Origin of the sequence: Streptomyces sp. NPDC048441 (genome assembly GCF_043200235.1) — a bacterium.
In the GTDB taxonomy this organism is placed as follows: Bacteria; Actinomycetota; Actinomycetes; order Streptomycetales; family Streptomycetaceae; genus Streptomyces.
The window spans coordinates 80779-94789 of the sequence record NZ_JBICXM010000021.1 but is presented as its reverse complement, the minus strand read 5'-3'; the positions used below and the strand labels follow the sequence as shown (position 1 = coordinate 94789).

Below are 14011 nucleotides of genomic sequence, written 5' to 3'. Positions count from 1 at the left end.
ACACCAGTCTGGTGCCGAACCGCGGCTGCGCGCCGCGCCGACACGACAACGAGGTTGCCGTACCTATGCGTCACGCCGAAGGAGCCCGCGGTGAGTGCTGACCAAACTGAGCTCGCCTTTAAGTGGAGCTGTCGGATCATGTCCGACAACGGCTGTGGCTTCCCCTCCCCGGGCTTGCACTCGTTCCTCTTCAAGCCGATCTTCACCGTCGGTGGGTTCGAGTTCAACAAGGTGATGCTGCTGGCGTTGCTGACGACGCTCCTGGTCGTCAGCTTCTTCTACGCGGCGTTCGGCAAGGCCAAGGTCGTCCCGGGCAAGCTACAGATGGCCGCGGAGGCCGGATACGACTTCGTCCGCCGCGGGATCGTCTACGAGACCATGGGCAAGAAGGAGGGCGAGAAGTACGTCCCCCTGATGGTCTCGATGTTCTTCTTCATCTGGATCATGAACATCTGGTCCGTGATCCCGCTGGCCCAGTTCCCGGTCTCGTCGATCATCGCGTACCCCGTCGTACTCGCGCTCCTGGTCTACGTGATCTGGGTTTCCCTGACTTTCAAGCGCCACGGCTTCGTGGGCGGTTGGAAGAACATCACGGGCTACGACAACTCGCTCGGTCCGATCAAGTGGCTCGTGTCGTTCATCGAGTTCTTCTCGAACCTGCTCGTGCGTCCCTTCACGCACGCGGTGCGACTCTTCGCCAACATGTTCGCAGGTCACCTGATGCTGGTGATGTTCACCGTCGCCTCCTGGTACCTGCTGAACAGCTTCATGATCCCGGCCGCCGGTGTCTCCTTCGTGATGACCGTGGCCATGATCCTCTTCGAGCTCTTCGTGCAGGCGGTCCAGGCGTACGTCTTCGTACTCCTCGCCAGCACGTACATTCAGGGCGCTCTCGCCGAGCACCACTGAGTCACCCGGCCATCAAGCCCCCAGATCGCCCGGTGGCCAACCCCCACCGGTCCATGAAAGAGAAGGAAGTAACGGCATGTCCGCGACCCTCGAACTCGCCGCAGGCGTCTCCGGCTCCCTCGGCTCCATCGGCTACGGCCTCGCCGCGATCGGCCCCGGCATCGGCGTCGGTATCGTTTTCGGTAAGGGCACCGAGGCCCTGGCCCGTCAGCCCGAAGCGGCCGGCCTGATCCGTGCCAACCAGATCCTCGGCTTCGCCTTCTGTGAGGCGCTCGCCCTCATCGGCATCGTCATGCCGTTCGTGTTCGGTCGCTAGACAACAGCTACCTGACACTTTTCGACGAAAGGCATTGATGTGATCGCCAACCTGGTTCAGCTGGCGGCCGAAGAGGAGCAGAATCCTCTCATCCCGCCGGGCCCTGAGCTGCTCGTCGGCGCCATCGCCTTCGCCATCGTCTTCTTCTTCTTCTGGAAGAAGCTCCTCCCGAACATCAACAAGGTTCTGGATGAGCGCCGCGAGGCAATCGAAGGCGGTATCGAGAAGGCCGAGGCCGCTCAGACCGAGGCCCAGAGCGTGCTCGAGCAGTACACCGCTCAGCTCGCCGAGGCTCGGCACGAGGCCGCGCGTCTGCGCCAGGAGGCGCAGGAGCAGGGCGCCACGCTCATCGCCGAGATGCGCGCCGAAGGCCAGCGGCAGCGTGAGGAGATCGTCGCCGCCGGTCACACGCAGCTCGCCGCCGACCGCAAGGCCGCCGCGCAGTCGCTGCGTCAGGACGTGGGCCAGCTGGCCACCGACCTGGCCGGCAAGCTCGTCGGTGAGTCCCTCGAGGACTCCGCACGGCAGAGCCGCACCATCGACCGTTTCCTCGATGACCTCGAGGAGAAGGCCGAGGCTGCTCGATGACAGCCCACGGAGCTAGCCGCGAGGCCCTGGCCGCCGCGCGCGAGCGTCTTGACGCGCTGACCGACAACACGTCGGTCGACGCCAAGCGGCTCGCGGACGAGCTGGCCTCGGTCACCGCGCTGTTCAGCCGTGAGGTCTCACTGCGCCGGGTCCTTACCGACCCGTCGCAGTCCGGTGAGGCCAAGGCCGAGCTCGCCGGGCGGCTGCTCGGCGGGCAGGTGAGCGGCGAGACCGCTGACCTGGTGGCCGGCCTGGTCCGCTCGCGCTGGTCGCAGTCGCGTGACCTGGTGGACACCCTCGAGGAGCTCACCAACCTCGCCGAGCTGACCGGTGCGCAGCAGTCCGGCGCGCTGGACGACGTCGAGGACGAGCTGTTCCGGTTCGGCCGGATCGTCTCCTCGAACACCGGCCTGCGTTCCGCGCTGACCGACCGCGCCGCCACCGGCGCGGCCAAGAGCGAGCTGCTGCGCAGCCTGCTCGGTGGCCGTGCCAACGAGGTGACGGAGCGGCTCGTCGAGCGCCTTGTGACCGCGCCCCGTGGACGTAGCCTGGAAGCGGGACTCGAGTCCCTGTCCAAGCTGGCCGCGGACCGCCGGGACCGCATGGTCGCCGTCGTCACTTCGGCTGTTCCGCTTTCGGACCAGCAGAAGCAGCGCCTCGGTGCCGCCCTCGCGAAGGTCTACGGCCGCCAGATGCACCTGAACCTCGACGTGGACCCCGAGCTCATCGGCGGGATCACGGTGCAGATCGGCGACGAGATCATCAACGGCAGCATCGCGGACCGACTCGAGGACGCGCACCGCCGCATGGCGAGCTAGCAGTAACTCAAAACGTAGGAATGACGGCCCTAGTTGGGCCGTGCAGAGGATTCACCCTTACTTGGGGGGAGTCCCCAGACCCCCAAAGTGAAACTTCGGGCCCAACAAGGAGAGCAGGGAACCCAGATGGCGGAGCTCACGATCCGGCCGGAGGAGATCCGGGACGCACTGGAGAACTTTGTCCAGGCGTACAAGCCGGACGCGGCCTCGCGCGAGGAGGTCGGTTCGGTCACCGTTGCCGGTGACGGCATCGCGAAGGTCGAGGGCCTCCCCTCGGCCATGGCAAACGAGCTGCTGAAGTTCGAGGACGGCACCCTCGGTCTCGCCCTCAACCTTGAGGAGCGCGAGATCGGCGCCGTCGTACTCGGCGAGTTCAGCGGCATCGAAGAGGGCCAGCCGGTCACCCGTACCGGCGAGGTCCTGTCCGTCGCGGTGGGCGAGGGCTACCTCGGCCGTGTCGTCAACCCGCTCGGCACCCCGATCGACGGCCTCGGCGAGATCGAGACGTCCGGACGCCGCGCCCTCGAGCTGCAGGCACCCACGGTCATGGACCGCAAGTCGGTGCACGAGCCGATGGAGACCGGCTACAAGGCCGTCGACGCGATGACCCCGATCGGCCGTGGCCAGCGTCAGCTGATCATCGGTGACCGCCAGACCGGCAAGACCGCCCTGGCCGTCGACACGATCATCAACCAGCGCGACAACTGGCGCTCGGGCGACGTGAACAAGCAGGTGCGCTGCATCTACGTCGCCATCGGTCAGAAGGGCTCCACCATCGCCTCCGTGCGCGGTGCCCTCGAAGAGGCCGGCGCGCTGGAGTACACGACCATCGTCGCCGCCCCGGCGTCCGACCCGGCGGGCTTCAAGTACCTGGCGCCCTACACCGGTTCGGCCATCGGCCAGCATTGGATGTACGAGGGCAAGCACGTCCTCATCATCTTCGACGACCTCTCGAAGCAGGCCGACGCCTACCGCGCGATGTCCCTGCTGCTCCGCCGCCCGCCGGGGCGCGAGGCCTACCCGGGTGACGTCTTCTACGTGCACTCGCGTCTGCTCGAGCGCTGCGCGAAGCTGTCGGACGAGATGGGCAAGGGCTCGATGACGGGTCTCCCGATCGTCGAGACCAAGGCGAACGACGTGTCGGCGTTCATTCCGACCAACGTCATCTCCATCACCGACGGTCAGTGCTTCCTGGAGTCCGACCTGTTCAACGCCGGTCAGCGTCCGGCCCTGAACGTCGGTATCTCGGTCTCGCGTGTCGGTGGCTCCGCCCAGCACAGGGCGATCCGCCAGGTGTCGGGACGTCTGCGCGTGGACCTCGCCCAGTTCCGTGAGCTCGAGGCGTTCGCCGCCTTCGGTTCCGACCTGGACGCCGCGTCGAAGGCCTCCCTCGAGCGCGGTACGCGCATGGTCGAGCTGCTCAAGCAGGCTCAGTACCAGCCGATGGCCACCGAGGACCAGGTCATCTCGATCTGGGCCGGCACCACGGGCCGTATGGACGAGGTACCGGTCGCCGACATCAAGCGTTTCGAGCGCGAGCTGCTCGATTACATGCACCGCAAGGAGCAGGGCTTGATGACCTCCATCAAGGAGGGCGGCAAGATGAACGACGACACGATCACGGCCATCACCGACGCCGTCGCCGAGTTCAAGAAGCAGTTCGAGACCTCGGACGGCAAGCTGCTCGGCGAGGACGCTCCGGCCGCCGTCGACGCGTCCAAGTGACGACGGAAAGGAACTGACTCATGGGAGCTCAGCTCCGGGTCTACAAGCGTCGCATCAAATCCGTCACCGCGACCAAGAAGATCACCAAGGCGATGGAGATGATCGCCGCCTCGCGTGTCGTCAAGGCACAGCGCAAGGTGGTGGCCTCCACTCCGTACGCGACCGAGCTCACGCGCGCGGTCACCGCGGTGGGTGCGGGTGCCAACAACAAGCACCCGCTGACCACCGAGGCCGAGGCTCCGACCCGGGCCGCTGTTCTGCTCCTCTCGAGCGACCGCGGTCTGGCCGGCGCCTTCAACTCCAACGCCATCAAGGGTGCGGAGAAGCTCACCAAGAAGTTGCAGGACGAGGGCAAGGAGGTCGACACGTACGTCGTCGGCCGCCGTGGCATCGCGCACTACAACTTCCGTGAGCGGAAGATCGCCGGGCAGTGGACGGGCTTCACGGATGCCCCGTCCTACGCGGACGCCAAGACGATCGCCGCACCCCTGATCGAGGCCATCGAGAAGGACTCGGCCGAGGGCGGCGTGGATGAACTCCACATCGTCTACACCGAGTTCATCTCGATGATGACGCAGGAAGCGGTCGGTTCCCGGCTGCTCCCGCTCAGCCTCGAGAAGGTCGCGGAAGAGGCGGGCACGAAGGACGAGGCCCGCCCGCTGTACGACTTCGAGCCGTCGGCGGAGGACGTCCTCGACGCCCTGCTGCCGCGCTACGTCGAGAGCCGTATCTACAACGCGCTGCTCCAGTCGGCTGCTTCCAAGCACGCCGCCACGCGCCGCGCGATGAAGTCGGCGACCGACAACGCGGGTGACCTCATCAACGCGCTCACCCGCTCTGCCAACGCGGCCCGACAGGCCGAAATCACCCAGGAAATCAGCGAGATCGTCGGTGGTGCCAGCGCCCTGGCCGACGCGAACGCGGGGAGTGACAAGTAATGACGACCACTGTTGATACGGCCGTTGCCACGGGCCGCGTCGCCCGGGTGATCGGCCCGGTCGTCGACGTGGAGTTCCCCGTCGACGCCATGCCGGAGATCTACAACGCCCTGCACGTCGAGGTGGCCGACCCGGCCAAGGACGGCGAGCTGAAGACGCTGACGCTCGAGGTTGCCCAGCACCTCGGCGACGGCATCATCCGCGCCATCTCGATGCAGCCCACCGACGGTCTGGTCCGCCAGGCCCCGGTGACCAACACGGGCGAGGGCATCACCGTCCCCGTCGGTGACATCACCAAGGGCAAGGTGTTCAACACCCTCGGCGCGATCCTGAACCACCCGGAGGCCGAGGCTGAGGTCACCGAGCGCTGGCCGATCCACCGCAAGGCCCCGGCCTTCGACCAGCTCGAGTCCAAGACCGAGATGTTCGAGACCGGCCTGAAGGTCGTCGACCTGCTGACCCCGTACGTCAAGGGCGGCAAGATCGGTCTGTTCGGTGGTGCGGGCGTCGGCAAGACCGTCCTCATCCAGGAAATGATCATGCGTGTGGCCAAGCTGCACGAGGGCGTTTCCGTGTTCGCCGGTGTCGGCGAGCGCACCCGTGAGGGCAACGACCTCATCGACGAGATGGAAGAGTCGGGCGTTCTGGACAAGACCGCCCTGGTCTTCGGCCAGATGGACGAGCCGCCGGGCACGCGTCTGCGTGTCGCGCTCGCCGGTCTGACCATGGCGGAGTACTTCCGCGATGTGCAGAAGCAGGACGTGCTGTTCTTCATCGACAACATCTTCCGCTTCACGCAGGCCGGTTCCGAGGTCTCGACCCTGCTCGGCCGTATGCCCTCCGCGGTGGGCTACCAGCCGAACCTGGCCGACGAGATGGGCCTCCTCCAGGAGCGCATCACCTCGACGCGTGGTCACTCGATCACCTCGATGCAGGCGATCTACGTCCCCGCGGACGACCTCACCGACCCGGCCCCGGCCACGACCTTCGCGCACCTCGACGCGACGACCGTGCTGTCGCGTCCGATCTCGGAGAAGGGCATCTACCCGGCGGTCGACCCGCTGGACTCGACGTCCCGCATCCTGGACCCCCGCTACATCGCGCAGGACCACTACGACACCGCCATGCGTGTCAAGGGCACCCTGCAGAAGTACAAGGACCTCCAGGACATCATCGCGATCCTCGGCATCGACGAGCTCAGCGAAGAGGACAAGCTGGTCGTTCAGCGCGCCCGTCGCGTCGAGCGCTTCCTGTCGCAGAACACCCACGCCGCCAAGCAGTTCACCGGCCTTGACGGTTCGGACGTACCGCTCGACGAGTCGATCGTCGCGTTCAACGCGATCATCGACGGGGACTACGACCACTTCCCCGAGCAGGCGTTCTTCATGTGCGGTGGCATCGAGGACCTGAAGGCGAACGCCAAGGAACTCGGCGTCTCCTGAGTCTGTGACTCCCGGGAGGGGTGGGCGCGTCCCGCCCCTCCCGATACGCCCACTAGAATTTGACCCAACACCCGGCGAAGCCGCCGGGTGGTGACCCGAGGAGCCACCCTTGGCTGCTGAGCTGCATGTCGAGCTGGTCGCCGCGGACCGCAGTGTCTGGTCCGGCGCGGCCACCCTGGTCGTCGCGCGCACCACGTCCGGCGACATCGGCGTCATGCCCGGTCACCAGCCGCTGCTCGGTGTGCTGGAGTCGGGCCCGGTGACCATTCGTACGAGCGACGGCGACACCGTCGTCGCCGCCGTCCACGGAGGATTCATCTCCTTCGCGGACAACAAGCTGTCGCTGCTTGCTGAGATCGTCGAGCTGTCGGACGAGATCGATGTCCAGCGTGCGGAGCGGGCGCTCGAGCGCGCGAAGTCGGAGGCCGACGCCTCCGCCGAGCGTCGCGCGGACGTCCGACTGCGGGCGGTGTCGCCACGCTGAAACCAGCGTGTCGGCGTTGACGTGACTCAGCCGCGGCCAGGTCCGGAGCAATCCGGACCGGGTCGCGGCTGAGGCAATGCGGGTGCAATGTTGGTCCGTTTCGAACAGGCGAGGAGGTCGGTGCCGATGATCCTCACTCTGCTCGTGTGCGGACTCGTATTGGTCGCGGTGCTGCTGGTGGGGCTCTTCGTCTTCGGACTGCGCCGCCGGCTCATCCAGCGCTCCGGCGGCACCTTCGACTGCAGCCTGCGCTGGAACGCCCCGGAGAAGGGCGACACCTCCGGCAAGGGCTGGGGGTACGGCGTCGCCCGCTACAACGGCGACCGGATCGAGTGGTACCGCGTCTTCTCGTACGCTCCCCGCCCGCGCCGGGTCCTGGAGCGCTCGTCCATCGAGGTCGTCGACCGACGCGCCCCGGACGGCGAGGAGGAGCTGGCCCTGCTCTCCGACGCGATCGTCCTGGGCTGTCTGCACAGAGGCGTACGCCTTGAGCTGGCGATGGGCGAGGACGCGCTTACCGGTTTCCTGGCTTGGCTGGAGGCAGCCCCGCCTGGCCAGCGCGTCAACGTGGCCTGAGCCCCAAAGGGGCGCGGGAAACTGCGCGCCCAGCCACATGCGACCCGCAGCTAAAAAGAGACGCGAGAAGCCGGGGAGACAGGGGGCGTACCTGTCTCCCCGGCTTCGTCCATGTGCGGCTACTTGAGCCCGGCGTTGATCGCACTCACCAACTCACCGTTGGCGGTGTCCCCACTGAACTCCCAGAAGAACGCACCGCCAAGCCCCTGACTCTTCGCCCAGCTCATCTTGGTGCCGATGGTCGCCGGGGTGTCGTAGGACCACCAGTTGCTGCCACAGTGCGCGTAAGCGGTACCGGCGATCGTGCCGTTCGCAGGGCAGCTGTTCTTCAGGACCTTGTAGTCCTCGATGCCCGTCTCATACGTCCCCGGCGCCGCGCCCGTAGCCGTCCCGCCGGGCTCCTTCTGCGTCACGCCGGTCCACCCGCGTCCGTAGAAGCCGATGCCGAGCAGCAGCTTCGACGCAGGCACCCCCTTCGCCTTCAGCTTGGCGATCGCGTCGGCGGAGTTGAAGCCCGCCTGCGGGATACCGGGGTACGAGGTGAGGGGAGAGTGCGGTGCGGTCGGCCCCTTGGCATCCCATGCGCCGAAGAAGTCGTACGTCATCACGTTGTACCAGTCCGCGTACTGCGACGCGCCGCCGTAGTCAGCAGAGTCGATCTTGCCGCCGCTCGACGCGTCGGCGGTGATCGCGGCCGTCACGAGGTCCTTGCCGAACTCGGTGCGGAACGCCTGAAGCATGGTCTTGAAGACGGCGGGGCCGCTCGTGTCGCAGGACAGACCGCAGGCGTTGGGGTACTCCCAGTCCAGGTCGATGCCGTCGAAGACGTCGGCCCAGCGCGGGTCCTCCACCAGGTCGTGGCAGGACTTGGCGAAGGCCGCCGGGTTCTTCATCGCCTCGGTGAAGCCACCGGACCAGGTCCAGCCGCCGAAGGACCAGATGACCTTGAGGTTCGGGTGCTTGGCCTTGAGCTTGCGCAGCTGGTTGAAGTTGCCGCGCAGGGGCTGGTCCCAGGTGTCGGCGACGCCGTCCACGGACTGGTCGGCGGTGTACGCCTTGTCGTAGTCGGCGTAGGCGTCGCCGATGGCGCACTTGCCGCCGGTGACGTTGCCGAAGGCGTAGTTGATGTGCGTGATCTTGGACGCGGAGCCCGAGGTGTCGATGTTCTTCGCGTGGTAGTTGCGGCCGTAGACGCCCCACTCGGTGAAGTAGCCGAGCTTGACCTTGCCGCCGGGGTCCGGGTCACCGCCGCCGCCCGTGGTGTGCACCTTGACGGCGCCGCTCGCCGGTCCCGTCTGGTCCGCGGTGTCGCGGGCCTGGACGGTGTACGAGTAGTCGGTGCCCGCGGTGAGGCCGCTGTCGGCGTACGAGGTGCCGGTCACCGTGGCGACCTTGGAGCCGTCGCGCAGGACGTCGTAGTCCTTGACGCCCTTGTCGTCGGTGGCCGCCTTCCAGGCGAGCTTCACCGAGGTGTTGGTGATGTCGGACGCGATGGGAGTGCCGGGGGCGCTCGGCGGGTTGTCGCCGGGGACGCTGCCGCCGTCACAACTGGCGCCGTTGAGCGTGCAGTTGGAGGGGGAGCCGGGGCCCGAGCCGTTGAACCCGAAGGAGACGGAGGCGCCGGGGGTGAGCGTCCCGTTCCAGCCGACGTTCTTGGCGGTCCAGTGGTTGCCGGAGTTGGTGACGGTGGCGTCCCAGGCGGAGGTCACCTTCGTGCCGGTGGGGAAGTCCCACTGGACGTTCCAGGAGCTGATGGAGGTGGTTCCGGTGTTCTTGACGGTCCACTTGCCTTCGAAGCCGGTGCCCCAGTCCTGGGTCTTGGCGTACGTGGCGGTGGCCTCGGGGGCCGCTTCCGGCGCGGCTTCGGCGGTGCCGCCGAGCGCGACCAGGGTGGCGAGCGGGAGCAGCAGGGTGGTGAGGCCTGCCACGGCTCTGTGTCTGAAGCGCAAGGTGCGCAAGGTGTGCTCCTCGGGTGAGATCCGGGGGGACATAGGGGGTGGGTCCCTGCGCCGCCCGTGAGCACGTGGAACACGTGGGGGAGTGCTCACCGCAGTGCCGGTGAGAATAGAAAGGTCTGGACCATCGGTCAAGAGGTCTGAACCATTGGCCGGATCGCGCCGGTCGGGCGCACCGGTTCCGGAGTCAGACGCCCAACTCCTGGGCGAGCACGGCCGCTTGGACCCTGCTGCGGAGTTCGAGCTTGCCGAGCAGTCGGCTGACATGCGTCTTCACCGTTGCCTCCGCCATGTCCAGACGGGCCGCGATCTCCGCGTTGGACAGTCCTTCGCCGATGCGCGCGAGCACCTCGCGCTCGCGGCGCGTGAGGGTGTCGAGGATGGCGGGATCGGGTCCGTTCTCACGGCGTACGCGGTTCATGGTCTGCGGAGCCGCGAACTCGGCGATCAGTCGTCGGGTGACGGACGGGGCGATCAGGCCCTCGCCGCGGCCGACCGTACGCACCGCCTCCAGGAGGTCCCTGGCCTCGGTGTTCTTCAGGAGGAACCCGGAGGCGCCCGCGCGCAGTGCCCCGAAAACGTACTCGTCGAGGTCGAAGGTGGTCAGGACGAGCACGTCCGCGAGCCCCTCGGTGACGACCTGGCGGGTCGCCGACACTCCGTCGAGGCGTGGCATCTGGATGTCCATGAGCACCAGATCGGGGCGGAGTTCACGAGCGAGCGCCACCGCCTCCTCGCCGTCCGACGCCTCGCCGACCACCTCTATGTCGGGCGCGCTGCGCAGGATCAGGACGAGTCCCGCCCGTACGGCGGACTGGTCCTCGGCGACGAGCACGCGGATCATTCGGTCACTTCCTTGTCTGCGGGGTCGACGGGCAGAGTCGCGGACACGATCCACACCTTGCCGCCGTAAATGCTGCCGGAATCGCCGTCAGAATCGCCGTCGGAACTGCTCTCGGGGCCCGATTCGAAGGCTCCGCCGAGGAGTTCAGTGCGTTCGCGCATACCGACGAGACCGGCTCCGGAGCCAGGCGCGCGCGGCCCCGACGGATCGCCGCAGGGGCTGGTCACCCGGACCTCAAGGGCGCCGCGCCGCCGGGTGAGCGCCACCGTGACCCGGCCGGGGGCGGCGTGCTTGAGGGCGTTGGTCAGGGACTCCTGGACGATGCGGTACGCCGCGAGCTCGACCGGCGCGGGGAGCTTGGGGCCTTCGGGGGCGTGGTCGTGGTCCAGGGCGATGTCGAGGCCGTTGGTGCGGGCGCCCGCGATCAGCGCGCCGAGGCCGTCCAGGGTGGGCGCGGCCGCGGGCTCACGATCGTCGCTCGAGTCCCGCAGGATGCCGATCAGACGCCGCATCTCGGCCAGCCCCTCGACGCTGTTCTCCCGGATGACGGAGAGCGCGTCCTGGGTGGTCTTCGGGTCGTCGAGGGAAAGCGCGGCAGTGGAGTGGATGGCGATGGCCGAGAGGTGGTTGGCGACCATGTCGTGCAGCTCGCGGGCCATCCGGGCGCGCTCGGCGGTGATCGCCTGCACGCGGTCCATCTCGGCGAGCAGCGCGGTCTGCTCGGCCCGCAGCTTGGCCGCCGCGGCGGCCTCGCGGTGGTTGCGCACCAGGACTCCGGTGGCGGCGGGACCGAACGACACGATGCCGGTCACGACACCGATGAGGACGGCCTCCGGCTGCTGCCACCAGGCGAGGAAGCCGATCGTCATCGCCACGGTGACGGCGCCGGTGGTGAGCGGGATGCGCCGGGCGGCGGCCGGAGTCCCGTACACGACAGCGGCGTACATGATGTCCGTGAACATCATGACCGACGCCAGATTGCCCGGCGTGAACTGATCGAAGGCCAGTGCGATGGTGGCGACCGGCAGGGCGACGCGCGGCGCGGTCCTGCGCAGCAGCTCCATGCACCCGAGAACGCCGAGCGGCAGCAGCAGCCAAGGGCTGCCCAGCGGCCGGTCGCCCTGTGTGCCGAGTCCGAGCGCGAACAGCGCGAGCCCGCTGAGCACACTGACCGCGGCGATCTGTACGTCGACGCGGTGCGGGCGGGGCGGCAGTGGCAGGGCCATGCCCTCCATCCAACACGGCGCGCCGGGCCGACGCCTGATCCTGAGGGAGGAACCGCGCGCTACATCGAAGGATGCAGTGCCACTTCGTCACTGGCGACGATGATCCGCGGCCGGTCCGCCGGGAGCCTGGAAAGGTGACCGAGAGGAGCGAACCGTGATTGTCACACTGATCATCATCTGCGAGGTCGGATTCTGGGTGCTGCTGGCCGGCGGCCTCGCCCTGCGGTACGGGGCGAAGATGCCGCGCGCCAGCATCGCCGTACTGCTCTGCGAGCCGATCCTGGAGGTCATCCTCTTCGTCGTCACCGCGGTCGACCTGAAGAACGGCGCGGAGCCGGACTGGAAGCACGGCCTGGCCGCGGTCTACATCGGCTACTCCATCGCGCTCGGCCACTACACGATCAAGTGGGCCGACGTCCGCGTGGCCCACCGCTTCGCGGGCGGCCCGCCGCCCGTCAAGCTCTACGGCATGGCCCGCGCGATCGACGAGTGGAAGATCGCCGCCCGCTGGGTCCTGGCAGCCCTGATCGCCATGGCGCTGCTCCAGGGCGCGGCCTGGTACGTGGGCGACGACGGCGACATCGACTCGCTGAGGATGTGGCAGGAGAAGATGCTGTGGCTGATCGGCATCAACGTCATCATCGCGGCGACGTACACGGTCTTCCCGCACAAGGCACCGCCGGTGGACGGGCCCCGAAGGGGCGCGGGGCTGCGGCATGAGCGGCTCCGCCGCGTGAGCGCGACAAGCCACGACGCACCCGCGGAAGACGCACCCGCGGAAGAGGTACAGGCCTCCCGGCGCGGTTCCTAGCGCTCGCCCCCTGGCACCCACAGCACGTCTCCGACCTCCTTGTTGGCCGTACGGGCCAGAATGAAAAGGAGGTCGGAGAGGCGGTTCAGATAGGTCGCCGTCAGGGGGTTCATACTGCCGTTTTCCTTACCGGCCCCATGGACTTCGAAAGCGGCCCAAGTGGACCGCTCGGCCCGCCGCACCACCGTGCACGCCTGGTGCAGCAGCGCGGCCCCCGCCGTGCCCCCCGGCAAGATGAAGCTGCGCAGCTTCTCCAGCTGCTCGTTGAAGCGGTCGCAGTCCGCTTCCAGCTTGTCGATGTAGAACTGCTCGACACGCAGCGGCGGATACTCCGGGTTCTCGACGACCGGCGTCGACAGATCCGCTCCCACGTCGAAGAGGTCGTTCTGGACCCGGACGAGGACCTTCACGACCTCTTCGTCGAGCTGACCGATCGCGACCGCCGTGCCGATCGCGGCATTGGCCTCGTTGGCGTCGGCGTATGCCGAGATCCGCAGATCGGTCTTGGCGGTCCGGCTCATGTCGCCGAGGGCGGTGGTGCCCTGGTCGCCGGTCCTGGTGTAGATGCGCGTCAGATTGACCATGGGGTCAGCCTAGTTACGCGCCCGCCCTCCGGAAGACACGTGTGCCCACCGTCACGGACCCCAGTGTGAGCGCGGCAGCCATCAGGACGCCGTACAGCATCGCCGTACTCGCGTAGTCGCCCACGAAGGCGGCCCGCACCGCGTCCACGAGATAGCGGAACGGCATGAAGTGCGAGAGCACGTCCAGCCAGCCCGGCGCGAGTGCCATCGGCAGCATCAGGCCGGAGAGCAGCATCGAGGGCATACTCACCGCGTTGATGACGGGCCCGAACTCGTGCGGCTTGGAGACGAGCAGAGCCAGGGCGTACGAGAGGGACGCGAGGACGATCGTCAGGACCGCGACGAACGCGAACCCGATGAGAATCCCGACGACCGGTGCGCGCAGCCCCATCACCACGGCCGCCAGGACGAGCAGCACCGCCTGGAAGACGAAGAGCGCGGCATCGCGGAGCACTCGCCCGAGGAGCAGCGCGAGCCGGCTGACCGGCGTCACCCGCATCCGCTCCACCACGCCGAACTGCTTCTCGATGATGATCGCGAATCCGCTGTACGAGGCGCCGAACAGGCCGAGTTGGAGCAGCAGCCCCGGCACGAGCACCTGCCAGGAGTCGCCGCGCGACCCGAGCGGCAGATCGGTCAGGAGCGGGCCGAAGAAGAGCAGGTAGAGCAGCGGCATCAGGACGCCGAAGAGGATCTGGAATTTGGAGCGCAGGGTCTGGCGGGCGTACCGCCCGAAGATCAGCGCGGTGTCGGAGAGAAGCGCAGACATAGGTGAGGTCCCGGAGTTCTGGGGGG

At 67.7% G+C, this 14011-nt stretch carries 15 protein-coding genes; 10 read left to right on the top strand and 5 right to left on the bottom strand.

The annotated features are described in order from the left end of the window. The first annotated feature begins 138 nt into the window (after window positions 1–138). From atpB to ACGFSB_RS35675, 9 genes are all read left to right on the top strand, one after another. Window positions 139–909, top strand: a complete 771-nt coding sequence (gene atpB, locus ACGFSB_RS35715) for a F0F1 ATP synthase subunit A (protein ID WP_393408322.1) — start codon at window positions 139–141, stop codon at window positions 907–909. Window positions 910–985: 76 nt separating this feature from the next. Next, window positions 986–1225: an ATP synthase F0 subunit C gene (gene atpE, locus ACGFSB_RS35710; RefSeq protein ID WP_361820963.1), complete on the top strand. Its 240-nt coding sequence runs from the start codon at window positions 986–988 to the stop codon at window positions 1223–1225. 39 nt (window positions 1226–1264) lie between these two features. After that, window positions 1265–1813: a F0F1 ATP synthase subunit B gene (locus ACGFSB_RS35705; protein WP_393408259.1), complete on the top strand. Its 549-nt coding sequence runs from the start codon at window positions 1265–1267 to the stop codon at window positions 1811–1813. After that, window positions 1810–2631 (top strand): F0F1 ATP synthase subunit delta, encoded by an 822-nt coding sequence (locus ACGFSB_RS35700; protein WP_393408257.1) that lies wholly within the window; start codon window positions 1810–1812, stop codon window positions 2629–2631. Before ACGFSB_RS35705 ends, ACGFSB_RS35700 begins: the two co-directional genes overlap by 4 nt. Before the next feature lie 126 nt (window positions 2632–2757). After that, window positions 2758–4356, top strand: a complete 1599-nt coding sequence (atpA, locus tag ACGFSB_RS35695) for a F0F1 ATP synthase subunit alpha (RefSeq protein ID WP_393408255.1) — start codon at window positions 2758–2760, stop codon at window positions 4354–4356. A 20-nt stretch (window positions 4357–4376) separates the two neighbouring features. Continuing rightward, window positions 4377–5294 (top strand): F0F1 ATP synthase subunit gamma, encoded by a 918-nt coding sequence (locus ACGFSB_RS35690; RefSeq protein ID WP_393408252.1) that lies wholly within the window; start codon window positions 4377–4379, stop codon window positions 5292–5294. Further along, complete coding sequence (atpD, locus tag ACGFSB_RS35685; RefSeq protein ID WP_393408250.1) at window positions 5294–6736, top strand: F0F1 ATP synthase subunit beta; 1443 nt, start codon at window positions 5294–5296, stop codon at window positions 6734–6736. Before ACGFSB_RS35690 ends, atpD begins: the two co-directional genes overlap by 1 nt. 109 nt (window positions 6737–6845) lie before the next feature. Then, window positions 6846–7220: a F0F1 ATP synthase subunit epsilon gene (locus tag ACGFSB_RS35680; RefSeq protein ID WP_393408247.1), complete on the top strand. Its 375-nt coding sequence runs from the start codon at window positions 6846–6848 to the stop codon at window positions 7218–7220. A 126-nt stretch (window positions 7221–7346) separates the two neighbouring features. Further along, complete coding sequence (locus tag ACGFSB_RS35675) at window positions 7347–7796, top strand: DUF2550 domain-containing protein (RefSeq protein ID WP_393408244.1); 450 nt, start codon at window positions 7347–7349, stop codon at window positions 7794–7796. Between the two features lie 119 nt (window positions 7797–7915). Here the strand turns inward: ACGFSB_RS35675 and ACGFSB_RS35670 are convergent, their stop codons facing one another. The 3 genes from ACGFSB_RS35670 to ACGFSB_RS35660 form a co-directional block, all read right to left on the bottom strand. Further along, on the bottom strand, window positions 7916–9787 hold the full coding sequence (locus ACGFSB_RS35670; protein ID WP_393408241.1) for a glycosyl hydrolase family 18 protein: 1872 nt from the start codon (window positions 9785–9787) through the stop codon (window positions 7916–7918). A gap of 151 nt (window positions 9788–9938) precedes the next feature. After that, a complete protein-coding gene (locus tag ACGFSB_RS35665) occupies window positions 9939–10595 on the bottom strand; it encodes a response regulator (protein WP_393408238.1) in 657 nt (218 codons plus the stop codon). Next, window positions 10592–11821 (bottom strand): sensor histidine kinase, encoded by a 1230-nt coding sequence (locus ACGFSB_RS35660; protein WP_393408235.1) that lies wholly within the window; start codon window positions 11819–11821, stop codon window positions 10592–10594. Before ACGFSB_RS35660 ends, ACGFSB_RS35665 begins: the two co-directional genes overlap by 4 nt. Before the next feature lie 154 nt (window positions 11822–11975). Between ACGFSB_RS35660 and ACGFSB_RS35655 the strand changes: the two genes are divergently transcribed. Continuing rightward, complete coding sequence (locus ACGFSB_RS35655; RefSeq protein WP_393408233.1) at window positions 11976–12632, top strand: hypothetical protein; 657 nt, start codon at window positions 11976–11978, stop codon at window positions 12630–12632. On the opposite strand, the gene ACGFSB_RS35650 is transcribed toward ACGFSB_RS35655, so the two are convergent. Both ACGFSB_RS35650 and ACGFSB_RS35645 read right to left on the bottom strand, forming a co-directional pair. Beyond that, the gene (locus ACGFSB_RS35650; protein WP_393408230.1) at window positions 12629–13216 is read right to left on the bottom strand and encodes a cob(I)yrinic acid a,c-diamide adenosyltransferase; all 588 of its coding nucleotides are present in this window, start codon (window positions 13214–13216) and stop codon (window positions 12629–12631) included. The two genes, ACGFSB_RS35655 and ACGFSB_RS35650, sit on opposite strands and share 4 nt — an antisense overlap. Window positions 13217–13229: 13 nt before the next feature. Then, on the bottom strand, window positions 13230–13985 hold the full coding sequence (locus tag ACGFSB_RS35645) for an ABC transporter permease (RefSeq protein WP_393408228.1): 756 nt from the start codon (window positions 13983–13985) through the stop codon (window positions 13230–13232). Window positions 13986–14011: the final 26 nt, after the last annotated feature.

Excerpts from the sequence above, each read along its gene's own strand:
- atpB (WP_393408322.1), top strand. The coding sequence starts at position 139 with ATGTCCGACAACGGCTGTGGCTTCCCCTCCCCGGGCTTGCACTCGTTC.
- atpE (WP_361820963.1), top strand. The coding sequence starts at position 986 with ATGTCCGCGACCCTCGAACTCGCCGCAGGCGTCTCCGGCTCCCTCGGC.
- ACGFSB_RS35700 (WP_393408257.1), top strand. The coding sequence starts at position 1,810 with ATGACAGCCCACGGAGCTAGCCGCGAGGCCCTGGCCGCCGCGCGCGAG.
- atpA (WP_393408255.1), top strand. The coding sequence starts at position 2,758 with ATGGCGGAGCTCACGATCCGGCCGGAGGAGATCCGGGACGCACTGGAG.
- ACGFSB_RS35690 (WP_393408252.1), top strand. The coding sequence starts at position 4,377 with ATGGGAGCTCAGCTCCGGGTCTACAAGCGTCGCATCAAATCCGTCACC.
- atpD (WP_393408250.1), top strand. The coding sequence starts at position 5,294 with ATGACGACCACTGTTGATACGGCCGTTGCCACGGGCCGCGTCGCCCGG.
- ACGFSB_RS35675 (WP_393408244.1), top strand. The coding sequence starts at position 7,347 with ATGATCCTCACTCTGCTCGTGTGCGGACTCGTATTGGTCGCGGTGCTG.
- ACGFSB_RS35670 (WP_393408241.1), bottom strand. The coding sequence starts at position 9,787 with ATGTCCCCCCGGATCTCACCCGAGGAGCACACCTTGCGCACCTTGCGC.
- ACGFSB_RS35665 (WP_393408238.1), bottom strand. The coding sequence starts at position 10,595 with ATGATCCGCGTGCTCGTCGCCGAGGACCAGTCCGCCGTACGGGCGGGA.
- ACGFSB_RS35660 (WP_393408235.1), bottom strand. The coding sequence starts at position 11,821 with ATGGCCCTGCCACTGCCGCCCCGCCCGCACCGCGTCGACGTACAGATC.
- ACGFSB_RS35650 (WP_393408230.1), bottom strand. The coding sequence starts at position 13,216 with ATGGTCAATCTGACGCGCATCTACACCAGGACCGGCGACCAGGGCACC.
- ACGFSB_RS35645 (WP_393408228.1), bottom strand. The coding sequence starts at position 13,985 with ATGTCTGCGCTTCTCTCCGACACCGCGCTGATCTTCGGGCGGTACGCC.